We start from the raw sequence: 14,520 nt of genomic DNA, 5'->3' as shown, positions 1-14,520 counted from the left end.
CCCTTGTTATGCCGGCCGTCCGTGCGAGCATCCCGTATCCGGGTGCGGCCGATTATCGCCATTTGAAGAGACGCGCCCGGCGCGGGGGCTGCCAGGGCTGGAAACATAGTCTCCAAACCGCTCTACAATGTGCGTGCACCATAAAAGTAACAAAAAATTGCGGTTGCTCATCCGTCAAACTCAGCACCAACCGAGAACTGTGGCCATGCAACAACGAGACAAACTGTTTATCAACGGCAAGTGGGTCGTGCCCCACGGTACCGGCACCATCGACGTCATTCATTCCAGCACCGAAGCGGTGATGGGGACCATTCCCGAAGGCTCGCCGCGCGACGCGGAAGACGCCATCCAGGCCGCGCGCGCTGCCTTTGACGGCTGGGCGTCGACGCCCGCGTCGGTGCGCGCTGGCTATATCGCCAAAATCGCCGAAGGGCTGAAGGCGCGCAGCGAAGAACTGGCCCAGATGATCGCGGGCGAAGTCGGCATGCCGATCAAGCTGGCGCGCGCGATCCAGGTGGGCGGCCCGGTCTACAACTGGGGGCAGGCCGCCAAGCTGCTCGATACCTTCCCCTTCGAGGAAGAAGTCGGCAATTCGCTGGTGGTGCGCGAGCCGGTGGGCGTGGTGGCGGCGATCACGCCGTGGAACTACCCGCTCAACCAGATTACGCTGAAGGTCGCGCCGGCGCTGGCCGCGGGCTGCACGGTGGTGCTCAAGCCGTCGGAAGTGGCGCCGCTGAACGCCTTCGTGCTGGCCGAGGTGATCGAGGCCGCGGGCCTGCCGCCGGGTGTGTTCAACCTGGTGACGGGGTTTGGCCCGGTGGTGGGCGAGGTGCTGGCGAGCCATCCGGAGGTCGACATGGTGTCGTTCACCGGTTCGACCCGCGCCGGCAAGCGCGTGTCGGAGCTGGCGTCGCAGACGGTCAAGCGCGTTGCGCTGGAGCTGGGCGGCAAGTCTGCCTCGGTGGTGCTGGACGATGCCGACCTGCCGGCGGCGGTCAAGGGCACGATCAGCGCCTGCTTCCTCAACTCCGGCCAGACCTGCTCGGCGCATACCCGCATGCTGGTACCGCGCGCCCGCTACGACGAAGTGAAAGCGATCGCGCAGAAGGTGGTGGCCGGCTTTACCGTGGGCGATCCGCTGCAGGAAACCACCAGGCTCGGACCGCTGATCTCCGCCGTGCAGAAGGAGCGCGTCACCGGCTATATCCGCCGCGGGCTGGAAGAGGGCGCCGAACTGGTGGCCGGCGGCCCCGAGGCGCCCGAAGGTCTGGACCAGGGCTTCTTCGTCAAGCCGACCGTGCTCGGCAATGTCGAGCCGCGTGCCACCGTGGCGCAAGAGGAGATCTTCGGGCCGGTGCTGACGATCATCTGCTACGACACCGAGGAAGACGCGGTCCGCATTGCCAACGACAGCATCTATGGGCTGGGCGGCGGCGTCTGGTCCGGCGACGAGGCGCGCGCGATCCGCGTGGCGCGCCGCATCCGCACCGGCCAGGTCGACATCAACGGCGGGCCGTTCAACATGGCCGCGCCGTTCGGCGGCTACAAGCAGTCCGGCAACGGGCGCGAAGCCGGCAAGTACGGGCTGGAGGAATTCCTCGAATACAAGGCCCTGCAGTTGAGGAAGCCGGCCTGAGGCCTGCGCGACATGGGAAAATGCCCGGCCGGTCCGGGCATTTTTTGCATTGCCGCCGGGGTCACGCAACGATAACGATAAGAGGGGAGCAACGATGCGCTGGTTCGGTCGTCTGGCCAGGCTTGTGGGATGGCTGCTGGTGCTGGCGCTAGCCGGCACGGCGGGGGCCTTCATCTGGTATCGCCAGGCGGCCCAGCCGCCCGCATCCGGCACGGTCGCGCTGCCCGGCCTGCGTGGCCAGGTCACGGTGGTGCGCGATGGCAACGGCGTGCCGCAGATCCGTGCCGCCAGCAAGGCCGACGCATGGTTCGCGCTGGGCTATGTCCACGCGCAGGACCGGCTGTGGCAGATGCAGATGAACAAGCGCGTGGCGGCCGGCCGGCTCGCCGAGATCCTGGGGCCCTCCGCGCTCGATACCGACAGGTTCCTGCGCACGCTGGGCGTGAGGCGCAATGCCGAAGCGATCCTTGCGCAGGCCTCGCCGGAGACGCGGGCGGCACTGCAGGCGTACGCCGACGGCGTCAATGCGTGGATCGACCATCGGCAGGGACCGCTGCCGCCTGAATTCCTGTTGCTGCGCACGCAGCCGGAGCACTGGGAGCCGGCCGATACGCTCGGCTGGCAGACCATGATGGCCTGGGACCTGGGCGGCAACTGGAACCAGGAGACGCTGCGCATGCGACTGGCGCAGGTGCTGCCGGTGGCGCGCATCAGCGAACTGCTGGCGCCGTACCCGGACGAGCAGCCGGTGCGCACCATGGACTACGGCCACCTGTACAAGCAACTGGCGCCGCTGGCGAATGCCATGGCCAGCGTCGGCGACAAGGCGCCGCCGGGCTATGTCGAGGGCATGGGCTCGAACAACTGGGTGGTCTCCGGCGCGCACACGCAATCAGGCAAGCCGATGCTGGCCAACGATCCGCACCTCGGCTTGCAGGCGCCGGCGCTGTGGTACTTCGCCCGCATGACCGCCCCGGGGCTCGACGTGGCCGGCGCCACGCTGCCCGGCATCCCGGTGGTCGTGCTCGGGCACAACGACCGCATCGCCTGGGGCCTGACCAATACCGCGCCGGACGTGCAGGACCTGTTTATCGAACGGTTGCGCCCCGGCAGCGAAACCCAGTACCAGACGCCGGACGGCTGGGCCACCTTCGAGACCCGCACCGAGACCATCCGCGTCAAGGGCGCGCCCGACGTGACGCTGAAGGTCCGCAGCACGCGCCACGGGCCGGTCATCTCGGACGTGGCCGAGCCGCTGTCCGCCGCGGCCGGGCCGCTTGGCGCGCAATACGTGGTTGCGTTCCAGTGGACCGCGCTGCGTCCGGACGACCGCACCTTCCAGGCCGGCATGAAGATGAACGAGGCGCGCGACTGGGCCAGCTTCACCGCCGCGCTGCGCGACTTCCATTCTCCGCAGCAGAACATCGTCTACGCCGATGTCGACGGCAATATCGGCTTTTTCGCGCCGGGCCGGGTGCCGCTGCGCCGCGCCGACAACGACCTGAAGGGCCTGGCGCCCGCGCCGGGCTGGGATGCGCGCTATGACTGGGCCGGCTTTATCCCGTTCGAGTCGCTGCCGCAGCGCTACAACCCGGCGGAAGGCGTGATCGTGACCGCCAACCAGCGCATCGTGCCGCCGGACTACCCGTACTTCATCACCAGCGAATGGACGGTGCCGTACCGCCATGACCGCATCCAGGCGTTGCTGGCGGCCACGCCCAGGCACACGTTCGACACCTTCGCCGGGATCCAGAAAGACGTGCTGTCGCTGGCGGTGCGCGACGTCTTGCCGCTGCTGCTGGCCGCACCGGTCAGCCACGACGGCGCACGGCCGGAGCGCGAGCTTGCGCTGCTCGATGCGCTGCGCAAGTGGGACGGCACCATGGACGCCGATCGCGCCGAGCCGCTGGTGGTCACCGCATGGCTGCGCGAGCTGTCGCGGCGGCTGTTCGAGGAAAAGGTCGGCGAAGCGATCTTTGTCCGGCTGTGGGACCAGCGCAACGTGCAACAGCCGATGATGAATATCCTGCGCGATCCCGGCAAGCTCGGGGCGTTCTGGTGCGACCGTCCGCATACGGGCCCCGCGGAAAGCTGCAACGACGCGATTGCCGATGCCTGGACCCAGGCGATGGCCGACCTGTCGCGCCGCTATGGCGAGGACCCGAAACGCTGGCGCTGGGGCGAAGCGCATACGGCCCGCTCCGAGCACAAGCCGTTCGGCAAGGTTGCGTACCTGTCGCCGCTGTTCAACCTGCGCGTGCCGACCGGCGGCGACACGTATACCGTCAATGTCGGCCGCCACAACCTGCGCGACGAGAAGGCGCCGTTCGAGAATACCCATGCCGCCAGCGTGCGGGCGCTATACGACCTGGCCGACCTGCCGGGATCGCGCTTCATGGATTCGACCGGGCAGTCCGGCAACGCGTTGCTGCCGCGCTACCGCGACTGGACCGGCAAATGGGCGGCGGTGGAGTACGTGACCATGCCCCTGGCACCGGCGCAGGCCGGCGCCCTGACCCTGGTCCCGGCTGCGACAAATTAGCGCACGGTGGCGGCATGCCGAGCCGGGATGCCGCCCCGACAGGCAGTAAGGCGACGTGGATTTCTCGCGGCGTAGCCATTGGCGCTACCATGGGGGCCCTTTTCGATCGGCAGGAGCCGCCCATGGCCACGCGCACCACCCATGTAATCCAGCACCTAGCGTTCGAGCATGCGGGCGTGATCGGCAACGCGCTGCGCGCGCGCGGCCATGCGCTGCGGGCATTCCAGGCGGGCGTCGACGACCTGCGCCCCATCGTCGATGACCCGGCCGACCTGCTGCTGATCCTGGGCGGCCCGATCGGCGTCTATGAGACCGACGCCTATCCGTGGCTGGAAGGCGAAATCGCGCTGATCCGCCAGCGGCTGGCCGCCGGCGGCAAGATGATCGGGGTTTGCCTGGGAGCGCAGCTGATTGCGCGTGCCGCCGGTGCGCGCGTGTATCCCGGCACGCGCGAAATCGGCTGGGCGCCGATCGTGCCGACGCCGGCCGGACGGGATTCGGCGCTTGGCGAACTGGTTGGGGCCAACTGGGAAGTGCTGCACTGGCACGGCGATACCTTCGACCTGCCGCCCGGCGCCGAACTGCTGGCGTCCACCGCCGCGGTAACTAACCAGGCGTATGCCATCGGCAACCAGGTGCTGGCGCTGCAGTTCCATCCCGAAGTGATGCCGGCGGACATCGAGGCCTGGCTGGTCGGCCATACCGTCGAACTCGGCAAGGCCGGCATCGACCCGCGCACCATCCGTGCGCGAACGGCGGAAGTCGGCGCAAAGGTGGCGGCGGCGGGCGAACGGATGTTTGCCCGCTGGCTGGAGCAGGCGGGGCTATGAGCACGGCAGCATTGCCGGTGCCGCCTGTGTGCCGGCCGTGATCGGCGCAGTGCTTGTCGCGAAGCGCGGCCGCCCCGGGGAGGTAGGTTTCAGCCCTGCCGGAAGCGGCGGGCCGTGCTCTCGCGCGTGATGCGCTCCCACACCACCTGCTTTTCCTCATCGCTGAAGAAAACCCAGTTGCTGACCTCGGCCGCGGTGCGCCCGCAGCCCTGGCAGATCTCGTCGAACAGCGTGGAGCAGATGCCGATGCATGGGCTGTCCGGGCGGTCGGACAACGTGGAATCCGTGGCGCCGGTGTCCGGTTGGGGGCGGAACGCGGCGGATTCGGGAGACTGCGGCATGTTAACGGGCGGGTTGGGCTCAAACGGGGGGACATTATACGGGGTGGGACCGGCCGCCACCGGTCCCACCGTCCAATCCCGCAGCCCGTCAGTGGCTATCGCGCAGTCCCAGCACGTTCGCGCCGATCTTCGGGTCGATGCCGCGTTCCAGTTGTTGCGGATAGGCCGTCACCGTCACTTCCAGTGATCCGGTGCCGACCTCCATCGACAGGATATGGCCGCCGTACGTGTCGAAGCTGCTGTCACCGGCCACGCCATGCGCATGGATCGACGGCTTGCCTTCCTTCCACGCCAGGCTGCCGACGATGCTGGCCATCTCCACGTTGCGGAAGGTGCGCGGGTTGAACTGCTTCTTCGCGGCATCCCAGAAGCCGAACGTGACATTGGCGAAGCCGATCGCGGACAGGCTCGCGCTGGGCACCTTCTCGCAGATGGCAAAGGCTTCGATCTGCTCGAACACGTTGTCGCCCATGCGCAGCACCAGCAGGTAGCCGGTGGGGGTCTTGATATAGCGCGGCACGCTGTCGCGGGGGTAGTTGGGGTTCTGGGCACGGGCGTCCAGTGCCGCCTTGCATTCGACGGATGGCGCGGGCTGCGCCGCGGCTGCCGCGGGCATCAGGGCGACGGCGCCGACGGCGGTGGCTGCTGCGAACGTGGCGAGCGCCTGGCGGGCGCGCAGGGTTTTGCGAAGGATCATCATCTGTTGTCTCCTGTCTGGTTTGATTGCGTCTGGGTTTGTGGCTACGGCAAGAAAACTACGAGGCGGGCGGATGCGGCGGCAGCAGGATGTCCGTGCCGACCGCGCGGATGTCGGTGTGGCCGCAGAAGGCCATGGTCAGGTCGAGTTCCTTGCGGATGATCTCCAGCGCCCGCGTCACGCCGGCCTGTCCCATGGCGCCCAGCCCATACAGCATCGGCCGGCCGATATAGACGCCCCGGGCGCCGAGCGCGACCGCCTTCAGCACGTCCTGCCCGGAGCGGATGCCGCCGTCCATATGGACTTCGATGCGCTCGCCCACGGCTTGCGCGATGGCGGGCAGGGCGCGGATCGATGCCGGCGCGCCGTCGAGCTGCCGGCCGCCGTGGTTTGACACGATCAGCGCGTCCGCGCCCGACTGGCACGCGAGCCGCGCATCCTCGACATCCTGGATGCCCTTGAGCACCAGCTTGCCGGGCCAGCGGCGGCGGATCCACGCCACGTCGGCCCAGTCCAGCGTCGGGTCGTACTGGCGGCTCGACCAGTCGGCCAGCGAGGTCATGTCGTCGACGCCCTGCACATGGCCGATGATGTTGCCGAAGCTGCGGCGGCGCGTGCCCAGCATGCCCAGGCACCAGCGCGGCTTGCCCATCATGTCGAGCAGGTTCCACGGCGTCAGGCGCGGCGGCGCCGACAGGCCGTTGCGCAGGTCCTTGTGGCGTTGCGCGCTGACCGGCAGGTCCAGCGTCAGCACCAGCGCCGGGCAGCCCGCGGCGCGGGCGCGGTCCATCAGGCGTTCGACGAAGGCGCGGTCGCGCATCACATAGAGCTGGAACCAGAACGGATGGCCGCCGGTGGCCTCGGCCACGTCTTCGATCGAACAGATGCTGACCGTGGACAGCGTGAACGGCACGCCGAAATCGCGCGCGGCGCGGGCGGCCAGGATCTCGCCGTCGGCGTGCTGCATGCCGGCAAGCCCGGTCGGTGCGATCGCCACCGGCATGGCGACGTCCTGGTCCAGCATGCGTGTGGCGACGCGGCGCTCGCCGATATCCACGGCCACGCGCTGGCGCAGCAGGATGTTGCCGAACTCGCGCTGGTTGGCGCGGTACGTGGACTCGGTCCACGAACCGGAGTCGGCGTATTCATAGAACATGCGCGGCACCCGCTGCCGGGCGAGCCGGCGCAGGTCCTCGATCTCGTTGATGGATGGCATCTTGTGTCCTGCAAGGAAGAAAGATGGAGCGCGCCTGGCCTCAGTGCAGCCATGCGGCCGGCACCAGGATCAGCTGCGGGAACAGCACGAACAGGAACATCAGCGCGGTCAGGCTCAGCAGGAACGGCCAGACGCCGCCGATCACGCTGTCCAGGCTGCAGCGCGAAGTGCCCGCCACCACGTTGAGCACGGTACCCACCGGCGGCGTTAGCAGGCCGATGGCGTTGTTGAGCACGAACATCACGCCGAAGTACACGGGGTCGATGCCTGCCTTGGTGATCACCGGCATCAGGATCGGGGTCATGATCAGCACCGTCGGCATCAGGTCGAGCGCGGTGCCCACCACGATCACCAGGATCATGATGACGAACATCAGCAGGACCTTGTTGTCGATGAAGGGTTCGAGCAGGTCGGTCACCTGCGCCGGGATATTGGCGATGGTGATCAGCCATGCCGACACCAGCGCGCAGGCCACCAGGAACAGCACCGTGGCGGAGGTCTTGGCCGCCGTGACGATCAGTTCCGGCAGCGCGCGCAGCTTCAGTTCGCCGTAGACGAAGCGGCCGACCACCATGGCGTAGACCACGGCGACCACCGCCGCTTCGGTCGGCGTGAATGCGCCGATCTTCATGCCGCCGATGATCACCACCGGCAGCACCAGGGCCCAGATGCCGTCGAGCGCGGCCCTGGCCAGGCGGCGGGCATTGAAGGGCTCGGTGGGCGCGAGCTTTTCCTTGCGCGCACAGAAGTGCCAGGTGACGGCGAGGGTCAGGGCCATCATCGCGCCCGGCGCGATGCCGGCGAGGAACAGCTTGGTGATCGACACCTGCGCGACCACGCCAAACACCACGATGGCGATCGACGGCGGGATCACCGGCGCGATGATGCCACCCGCCGCGATCAGTCCCGCCGCGCGCGGCACGTTGTAGCCGGCGTTGCGCATCATCGGGATCAGCAGCGCGGCGACCGCGGCGGTATCGGCCACGGCCGAGCCGGAGATGCTGGCCACCACCGTCGCCGCGATGATCGCCACGTAGCCCAGCCCGCCACGGACGTGCCCGACCGCCGCGTCGGCGACGCGCACGATGCGCCGCGACAGGCCGCCGGCGTTCATCAGCTCGCCCGCCAGCATGAAGAACGGCACCGCCATCAGCGGATAGTTGTTGACGCCCTCGAGCATGTTCTGCGCGAGGATCTGCGTATCGAAGTTACCCAGGTGCAGCATCAGCGCGACCCCGGAAGCCAGCAGCGCAAAAGCGATGGGCATGCCGAGCGACATTGCGCCCAGCAGCGAGCCGACAAAGACAAAGATGGTCATGGCAGGCTCCTTGCGCTTATTCGCCGGAGGCGCCGGACTGCGGCACCAGTTCATGCTGCGCCATGCGGCCGCTGGCGAGGCGCCACAGCCCGTGCAGCAGCATCGCCGCCATGCCGACGCTGCACACCAGCAGGCAGGCATAGACCACGCCCAGCGGCACGCCGGTGACGGGTGCGCGGTCGTCCATGCCGATCGCCACCAGCTGCCAGGCGCCATGGGCCAGCAGCAGGCAGCAGCCCAGCGCGCCCGCGTCGGCGAGAAGGCGGCAGGCACGCTGCCCGGTCTCGCCCAGCCGCGATACCACGGTGGACATCCCCAGGTGGGCCTTGTCATGCATCACTAGCAGGGCGCCGGTCAGCGTCAGCCACATGAAGATGAAGCGCGAGGCTTCCTCGGAGAAGGCAATGCCGGAATTGAAGACGTAGCGCAGCACCACGTTGCCAAAGACCAGCACGATCATGGCGGCCATCATGGCGACCATCGCGCCCTGGATCAGGCGCAGCGTAATTCGGTTCATGATTGAGGACTCCTGGGTGGACGGGGGTCAGCGCAGGCGTCGCGCGGTTGCCCCGATCCGGTAAAAGCGCATGGCGTTGTCGTGCCAAACCGCCTGCGCGGCGGCGTCGGGCAGGCCTTCCAGCGCCGCGGCGACGGTATTGACGATTTCATGCAGCGATGCGCGCAGCCCCGACACGGGCAGGTTGCTGGCGAACATGCAGCGCTGCCAGCCGAAGATCTCCAGCGCCTGGCGGATGACGGCGATATTGCCGGCGCGATCCCACGACGCGCCCGGCAAGCCGAACTCGGACAGCTTCAGGTGCACCCCGGGCAGGCTGGCCAGCGCCGCCAGCCCGCGGCGCCAGCCGGACAGGCCCGCTTCAGTGCGGTCCCACGGCAGGCCGGTGTGTTCCACCACCACGGCAAGCCCCGGCACCGCGGCGATCGCTTCGGCGGCTTCCTCCAGATGCCACCACGGCACCCGCAGGTCCCACGCCAGGCCATGCCCGGCCAGCCGCTGCAGCCCGGAGAGCCAGCGCGGGTCCTGCAGCGTGCCGGGCTGGCCGCGCACGCTGGCATCCGCTGACTGGCTGGTGCGCGGCTTGCACCGCACGCCCCGCACCAGCGGGAAGGCCTGGTGCGCGCGCAGCTGTGCCGCCAGCGTGTCGCTGTTGAAGTCGGCATGCGCGACTACCGCATTGGGAAAGCCGTGGCGCGCGTGGACCTGATGCAGCCACGCGGTCTCGGCCACCGATTCGTCGGCATGCCGCTCGGCTTCCACGTGGACGCCGGCGGCCAGGGGCAGGCCGTCCCACTGGCGCAGGTAGTCGGCCGGATCGAAGTCCTGCCGCAGCGCGGCGTAGTCGCCAAGAAAAAACGCTGCGGCGTCGTACCGCTCCTGCAGCCAGGGATAGCGTGCCGGGCCGAGCCGCCACAGGTGGTGGTGGGCGTCGACGATGGCAGCTGGCAATGCGGACATGGCCGGCCTCCTAGCGCTGGGCGTCCATGGCGCGCAGCACGGCGTCGCCGTTCTTCTGCACGAACAGCTGGCGCGTCTCCTCGCGCACCACCTTGCGGATGCCGGCGTTGTCGGGATGCTCGTTGACCTGCACGCCCCTGGCACGCAGCGTGGCGATAGCCGCGGCCTCGTTGTCGGCGTTGAGCTTGCGCTGGTAGGTGGCGGCGGCAGCGGCCTCTTCCAGCAGCACCTTCTGGTACTCGGGCCTGAGCCCGTCGAATTTCGCCTTGTTCATCAGCACCACCAGCGCGGTATAGGCATGGCGCGTCATCGACACGTACTTCTGCACCTCGTACATCTTGGCCGAGACCATCAGCGTGGGCGGATTCTCCTGGCCGTCGACCGCGCCGGATTCCAGCGCGCCGAAGACCTCGGCGAACGGCATCGGCTGCGGGCTCGCGCCCAGCAGCTGGAAGGCCTTGATATGCGACGGGTTGGGCGTGGTGCGGATCTTCAGGCCGCGGATGTCCTCGGCCTTGCTGACCGGTCGCTTGTTGTTGCCCAGGCTGCGGAAGCCGATCTCCCAGAAGGCCAGGCCCTTGATGCGGTGGGCGCCCAGTTCTTCCAGCAATGAACGGCCGACCGGGCCGTCCAGCACCTTGTAGGCCGAGGGGCCGTCCTCGAACTGGTAGGGCAGGTCGAGCACGTTCAGGCGTGGCGCCAGGCCGGTGACAAAGGGATTGCCGGTGGCGCCGATATCGATGGTGCCGCTGCGCACGCCGGTGACCAGGGTGGTGTCGTTGCCGAGCTGGCTGTTGGCAAAGACCTGGATCTCGACGCCGCCCTGGGTGCGCTCCCTGACCTTCTTGCTGAAGGCGAGTGCGGCCAGGTGCTGCGAATCGGTTTCCGGAACGGTATGGGCGAAGCGCAGCTTTACCGGTGCCGGTGTCTGTGCGTGTGCCTGTGCCACGCCGGCAACGGACAATAGCGCTGCCAGCACGATATGCGGGATAACGTGTTTCATGGTGTCTCCTGGGTTTTGTGATGCGGCCTGGTCGATGTGCGCCGGGCTCTCGGTGCCCCAATCAGGGGCGGATCAGGGGCGGGAGGCGATCAGGGCGGCGGATGCAGCAGGCCACGCCGGGCGAGGCTGTCCATCAGCGCGCCGATGCCGAAGGTCCACGGCGGCAGCGCGTCGCTGGTGCGGACCCAGTTCACCAGGCCGCCGAAGTGCGCCGCCGAAATGCTGACGCGGTCGCCCGGGTGATGGGTAAAGCCGGCGCCAGCTGCGTCGCGATCCTGCACCGGTGCGAACAGCGTGCCGCAGAACAGCATCATGCCGTCGGGGTATTGGTGGTGCGCGCCCATCGCATGCGCCACCAGTTCCTGCGGCGAACGGCTGATCTGCGTCATCGCGCTGGCGCCATGCAGCACGAAGCCATCCTCGCCTTCGATGGTCAGGCCGATCTCGGTCCGCGCGATCTCGTCGATGCCGAAATGCGCATCGCACAGCCGGATCCACGGGCCGATGCCGCAGGACGCGTTGTTGTCCTTGGCCTTGCCCAGCAGCAGTGCGCTGCGGCCTTCGAAGTCGCGCAGGTTGACGTCGTTGCCCAGCGCCGCGCCGACGATCTCGCCGCGCGGCGAGACCGCCAGCACCACCTCCGGCTCGGGGTTGTTCCAGGTCGATGCCGGATGCAGGCCGACATCCACGCCGGTGCCCACCGATGACAGCGGCGCGGCCTTGGTGAAGATCTCCGCGTCCGGGCCGATGCCGACTTCCAGGTATTGCGACCACAACCCCTGCGCGACCAGCACATCCTTGATGCGCATGGCTTCGGGCGAACCCGGGCGAATGGCGGCAAGGCCCGTGCCGATGATGGCGCTGACGCTCTCGCGCACCGCGGCGGCGCTGCCCGCGTCGCCGCGCGCGCGCTCCTCGATCACGCGCTCGACCAGGCTGGCGGCAAAGGTCACGCCGGCGGCCTTGACCACCTGCAGGTCGTTCGGCGCCAGCAGGTGGCGATGCTCCGGGTCCGGCCCGTGCGCGCAGGTCGAGTCGAGCCAGTCCTGCAGCAGCCCCAGCGAAGGCCCGGTGGCCTGCCGCACGCGTTCGGCGCAGTCAGGCAGCGCCAGCAGGCCGGCAATCGTGGGCGCGGTGGCCGTGATATCGAACAATTCCGCGCCGCGCACGACTACCGTCACGGGGCCCCCGCGCGGGCCGGGCAGCCACGCGCGTCCCACCAGCAAGGCGTGGTCCGCGTCGCGCGGCAGGGTTTCCTCAACCGAGATGCGTCGTGTCATGTCACACCTTCACGTTAGCGTCCTTGACCACGCGCGCCCACTTGGCGCGCTCCGTGGCGATGAACTGCGCGAAGCGCGCCGCGCTGCCGCCGCCGTCCTCGGCACCGAAGCCGGCGAGCTTGCCCGCCACGTCGGGCATCGCCAGCACCTTGTTCAGGTCCGCGTTCATGCGCTGGACCATGGCCGCGGGCAGCCCGGCGGGGCCGACCAGCCCGTACCAGGTGCCGGCATCGAAGCCGGGAAAGCCCGATTCCGCCAGCGTCGGCACATTGGGATAACTGGCCGCGCGGCGCGTGCGCGTCTGCGCGATCGCCACCACCTTGCCGCCCTGGATCTGCGGGGTGGCGGAAGTCATGGTCTCGAAGCTGAAGTCGATCTGGCCGCCGATCAGGTCGGTCAGCATCGGCGCCGAGCCGCGATACGGCACGTGCAGCGCATCCACGCCGGCGCGCAGCTTGAACATCTCCAGCGCCAGGTGCTGCGCCGCGCCGGCGCCGGACGAGCCAAAGGTGATCTTGCCCGGCTGGCTGCGGCACAGCGCGACCACGTCGGCCACCGAGCGCGCGCGCCCGCCGGCATGGCAGATCAGCAGGTTGGGCGTGACGCCGACCAGCATGACCGGCGTGAAGTCCTTCTCCACCGAGTAGCCCAGCTTCGGGTACAGGCTGGGCGCGATGGCATGGTTGCTGATATTGGTCATCAGCAGCGTGGTGCCGTCCGGCGCCTGGCGCGCGGTGTACTCGGCGGCGACCACGCCGGCGGCGCCTGGCCGGTTCTCGACGATGACCGGCACCCGCCACAGCGCCGAGAGCTGCTGCGCGATCACGCGCGCCATCACGTCGGTGCCGCCGCCGGGCGGGAATCCCACGATGATGCGGATCGGGCCGGTCGGCAGTGCCTGGGACCAGGCTGCCAGCGGCGTGGCCAAGGCGGCCGCGCCCGCGCACAGCAATGTGCGACGTCGCATGCGTTGTCTCCTGATGTTGTTGTTGGTGTAGGGAAGTGGCGGCGCCTTACAAGGACGCCTGCAGCAGCGCCAGGTAGTCCTGGGCGCTGGCCTCGCGCGGGTTGGTCTTGTGGCAGTGGTCGGCCAGCGCGTAGTCGATGACGCGCGGGAACAGCGCCGCATCGACGCCCATCTCGCGCAGGCCCGCGGGCAGGCCCAGGCGCCGGTTCATGCCGGTGATGGCCGGGGCGACGGCGCTGGCATCGGGGAGTCCCATGGCCTGCGCGATGCGCCCAAGCTTGTCATCGGCCTGCATCGACGGCGCGTCGGCGTTGAAGCGGATCACCGGCGGCAGGAGTACGGCGTTCAGGGTGCCGTGGTGCAGCGTCGGCATCAGCCCGCCCAGCGCATGGCTCAGGCTGTGCACGCAGCCCAGCCCCTTCTGGAACGCGAGCGCGCCCTGCATCGATGCGCTCATCATGGCCAGGCGCGCGGCACGGTCCTGCGGATCGCGGCGCGCGCGCTCGATATGCAGCCAGGCGCGGCGCAGGCCATCGAGCGCGATGCCGTCGGCGGGCGGGTTGAAGGCCGGCGCCATGAACGTTTCCAGGCAATGCGCAATGGCATCCATGCCGGTGGCCGCCGTCAGCATCGGCGGCAGGCCCAGCGTCAGTTCCGGATCGCAGATCGCCACGCGCGGCACCAGGTAGGGCGACAGCACGCCGACCTTGCGTCCGTCGTCGAGGATCAGCACGGCGCCGCGGCCGACTTCGCTGCCGGTGCCGGCCGTGGTGGGGATCGCGATCACCGGTGCGGTGGACGCCGTGATCCGCGCCACGCCGCCCTCGATCGCGGCGAACTGGCGCAGCGGGCCGTCGTGGGTGGCGCAGACCGCCACTCCCTTGGCCAGGTCGATCGGCGAGCCGCCGCCCACCGCGATGATGCCGTCGCAACGGTACTCGCCATAGAGGCGCATGGCCTCGCGCATGGCGGCTTCGGTCGGGTTGGACGGCGTGCCGTCGTAGATCACCGCCTCGCAGCCGGGGCGCAGCTGCTCCAGCACGCGCTGCACGATGCCGGCGGCCTTGACGCCGGCGTCGGTGACCACCAGCGGGCGCGTGATGCCGATGCGTTCGCATTCCTGGGCCAGCAGCCCGATCGCGCCGAAGTCGATCTGGATCTGGGTGATGTAGTGGATCAGGGCCATCTTGTCTCCATGCTGTGTGGGGTGGGC

General features: G+C 68.9%; 13 protein-coding genes. 3 read left to right on the top strand and 10 right to left on the bottom strand.

Annotated features, from left to right (window positions below; genetic code table 11):
• Positions 1-205: 205 nt before the first annotated feature.
• The 3 genes from E1J61_RS22450 to E1J61_RS22440 all read left to right on the top strand — a co-directional run bounded on the left by E1J61_RS22450 (position 206) and on the right by E1J61_RS22440 (position 5,008).
• The gene (locus tag E1J61_RS22450; RefSeq protein ID WP_133096203.1) at positions 206-1,636 is read left to right on the top strand and encodes an aldehyde dehydrogenase family protein; all 1,431 of its coding nucleotides are present in this window, start codon (positions 206-208) and stop codon (positions 1,634-1,636) included.
• Positions 1,637-1,730: 94 nt separating this feature from the next.
• Complete coding sequence (locus E1J61_RS22445) at positions 1,731-4,178, top strand: penicillin acylase family protein (protein ID WP_133096202.1); 2,448 nt, start codon at positions 1,731-1,733, stop codon at positions 4,176-4,178.
• Positions 4,179-4,300: 122 nt separating this feature from the next.
• Positions 4,301-5,008 (top strand): glutamine amidotransferase, encoded by a 708-nt coding sequence (locus tag E1J61_RS22440; protein WP_133096201.1) that lies wholly within the window; start codon positions 4,301-4,303, stop codon positions 5,006-5,008.
• Between the two features lie 89 nt (positions 5,009-5,097).
• Here the strand turns inward: E1J61_RS22440 and E1J61_RS22435 are convergent, their stop codons facing one another.
• From E1J61_RS22435 to E1J61_RS22390, 10 genes are all read right to left on the bottom strand, one after another.
• Complete coding sequence (locus E1J61_RS22435) at positions 5,098-5,349, bottom strand: DUF1289 domain-containing protein (protein ID WP_133096200.1); 252 nt, start codon at positions 5,347-5,349, stop codon at positions 5,098-5,100.
• A gap of 88 nt (positions 5,350-5,437) precedes the next feature.
• Positions 5,438-6,049, bottom strand: coding sequence for a PPC domain-containing DNA-binding protein (locus tag E1J61_RS22430; protein WP_371704740.1), 612 nt, complete (start codon positions 6,047-6,049; stop codon positions 5,438-5,440).
• 55 nt (positions 6,050-6,104) lie between these two features.
• Positions 6,105-7,262, bottom strand: coding sequence for an alpha-hydroxy acid oxidase (locus tag E1J61_RS22425; protein WP_133096199.1), 1,158 nt, complete (start codon positions 7,260-7,262; stop codon positions 6,105-6,107).
• Between the two features lie 40 nt (positions 7,263-7,302).
• Positions 7,303-8,580, bottom strand: coding sequence for a TRAP transporter large permease (locus tag E1J61_RS22420; protein WP_133096198.1), 1,278 nt, complete (start codon positions 8,578-8,580; stop codon positions 7,303-7,305).
• Between the two features lie 16 nt (positions 8,581-8,596).
• Positions 8,597-9,097 (bottom strand): TRAP transporter small permease, encoded by a 501-nt coding sequence (locus E1J61_RS22415; protein ID WP_116312639.1) that lies wholly within the window; start codon positions 9,095-9,097, stop codon positions 8,597-8,599.
• A 27-nt stretch (positions 9,098-9,124) separates the two neighbouring features.
• Positions 9,125-10,057: an amidohydrolase gene (locus E1J61_RS22410; protein WP_133096197.1), complete on the bottom strand. Its 933-nt coding sequence runs from the start codon at positions 10,055-10,057 to the stop codon at positions 9,125-9,127.
• Between the two features lie 10 nt (positions 10,058-10,067).
• The gene (locus E1J61_RS22405) at positions 10,068-11,060 is read right to left on the bottom strand and encodes a DctP family TRAP transporter solute-binding subunit (protein WP_133096196.1); all 993 of its coding nucleotides are present in this window, start codon (positions 11,058-11,060) and stop codon (positions 10,068-10,070) included.
• 89 nt (positions 11,061-11,149) lie between these two features.
• Positions 11,150-12,340: a fumarylacetoacetate hydrolase family protein gene (locus E1J61_RS22400; protein WP_133096195.1), complete on the bottom strand. Its 1,191-nt coding sequence runs from the start codon at positions 12,338-12,340 to the stop codon at positions 11,150-11,152.
• A 1-nt stretch (position 12,341) separates the two neighbouring features.
• Positions 12,342-13,307 carry a tripartite tricarboxylate transporter substrate binding protein gene (locus E1J61_RS22395; RefSeq protein ID WP_133096194.1) on the bottom strand — a complete coding sequence of 322 codons (966 nt, stop codon included), beginning with the start codon at positions 13,305-13,307 and terminating at the stop codon, positions 12,342-12,344.
• A gap of 46 nt (positions 13,308-13,353) precedes the next feature.
• Entirely contained in the window at positions 13,354-14,493 is a 1,140-nt protein-coding gene (locus E1J61_RS22390) for an iron-containing alcohol dehydrogenase (protein ID WP_133096193.1), read from the bottom strand.
• Between the last annotated feature and the right edge of the window lie 27 nt (positions 14,494-14,520).

The sequence above is a fragment of the Cupriavidus sp. L7L genome, from assembly GCF_004353535.1.
Taxonomy (GTDB): domain Bacteria; phylum Pseudomonadota; class Gammaproteobacteria; order Burkholderiales; family Burkholderiaceae; genus Cupriavidus; species Cupriavidus oxalaticus_A.
Note: the sequence above shows the minus strand (reverse complement) of the source record. Positions and strands in the feature narration are given on the sequence as shown.

Coding starts and splice junctions, on each gene's coding strand:
- E1J61_RS22450 (WP_133096203.1), top strand. CDS start 206: ATGCAACAACGAGACAAACTGTTTATCAACGGCAAGTGGGTCGTGCCC.
- E1J61_RS22445 (WP_133096202.1), top strand. CDS start 1,731: ATGCGCTGGTTCGGTCGTCTGGCCAGGCTTGTGGGATGGCTGCTGGTG.
- E1J61_RS22440 (WP_133096201.1), top strand. CDS start 4,301: ATGGCCACGCGCACCACCCATGTAATCCAGCACCTAGCGTTCGAGCAT.
- E1J61_RS22435 (WP_133096200.1), bottom strand. CDS start 5,349: ATGCCGCAGTCTCCCGAATCCGCCGCGTTCCGCCCCCAACCGGACACC.
- E1J61_RS22430 (WP_371704740.1), bottom strand. CDS start 6,049: ATGATGATCCTTCGCAAAACCCTGCGCGCCCGCCAGGCGCTCGCCACG.
- E1J61_RS22425 (WP_133096199.1), bottom strand. CDS start 7,262: ATGCCATCCATCAACGAGATCGAGGACCTGCGCCGGCTCGCCCGGCAG.
- E1J61_RS22420 (WP_133096198.1), bottom strand. CDS start 8,580: ATGACCATCTTTGTCTTTGTCGGCTCGCTGCTGGGCGCAATGTCGCTC.
- E1J61_RS22415 (WP_116312639.1), bottom strand. CDS start 9,097: ATGAACCGAATTACGCTGCGCCTGATCCAGGGCGCGATGGTCGCCATG.
- E1J61_RS22410 (WP_133096197.1), bottom strand. CDS start 10,057: ATGTCCGCATTGCCAGCTGCCATCGTCGACGCCCACCACCACCTGTGG.
- E1J61_RS22405 (WP_133096196.1), bottom strand. CDS start 11,060: ATGAAACACGTTATCCCGCATATCGTGCTGGCAGCGCTATTGTCCGTT.
- E1J61_RS22400 (WP_133096195.1), bottom strand. CDS start 12,340: ATGACACGACGCATCTCGGTTGAGGAAACCCTGCCGCGCGACGCGGAC.
- E1J61_RS22395 (WP_133096194.1), bottom strand. CDS start 13,307: ATGCGACGTCGCACATTGCTGTGCGCGGGCGCGGCCGCCTTGGCCACG.
- E1J61_RS22390 (WP_133096193.1), bottom strand. CDS start 14,493: ATGGCCCTGATCCACTACATCACCCAGATCCAGATCGACTTCGGCGCG.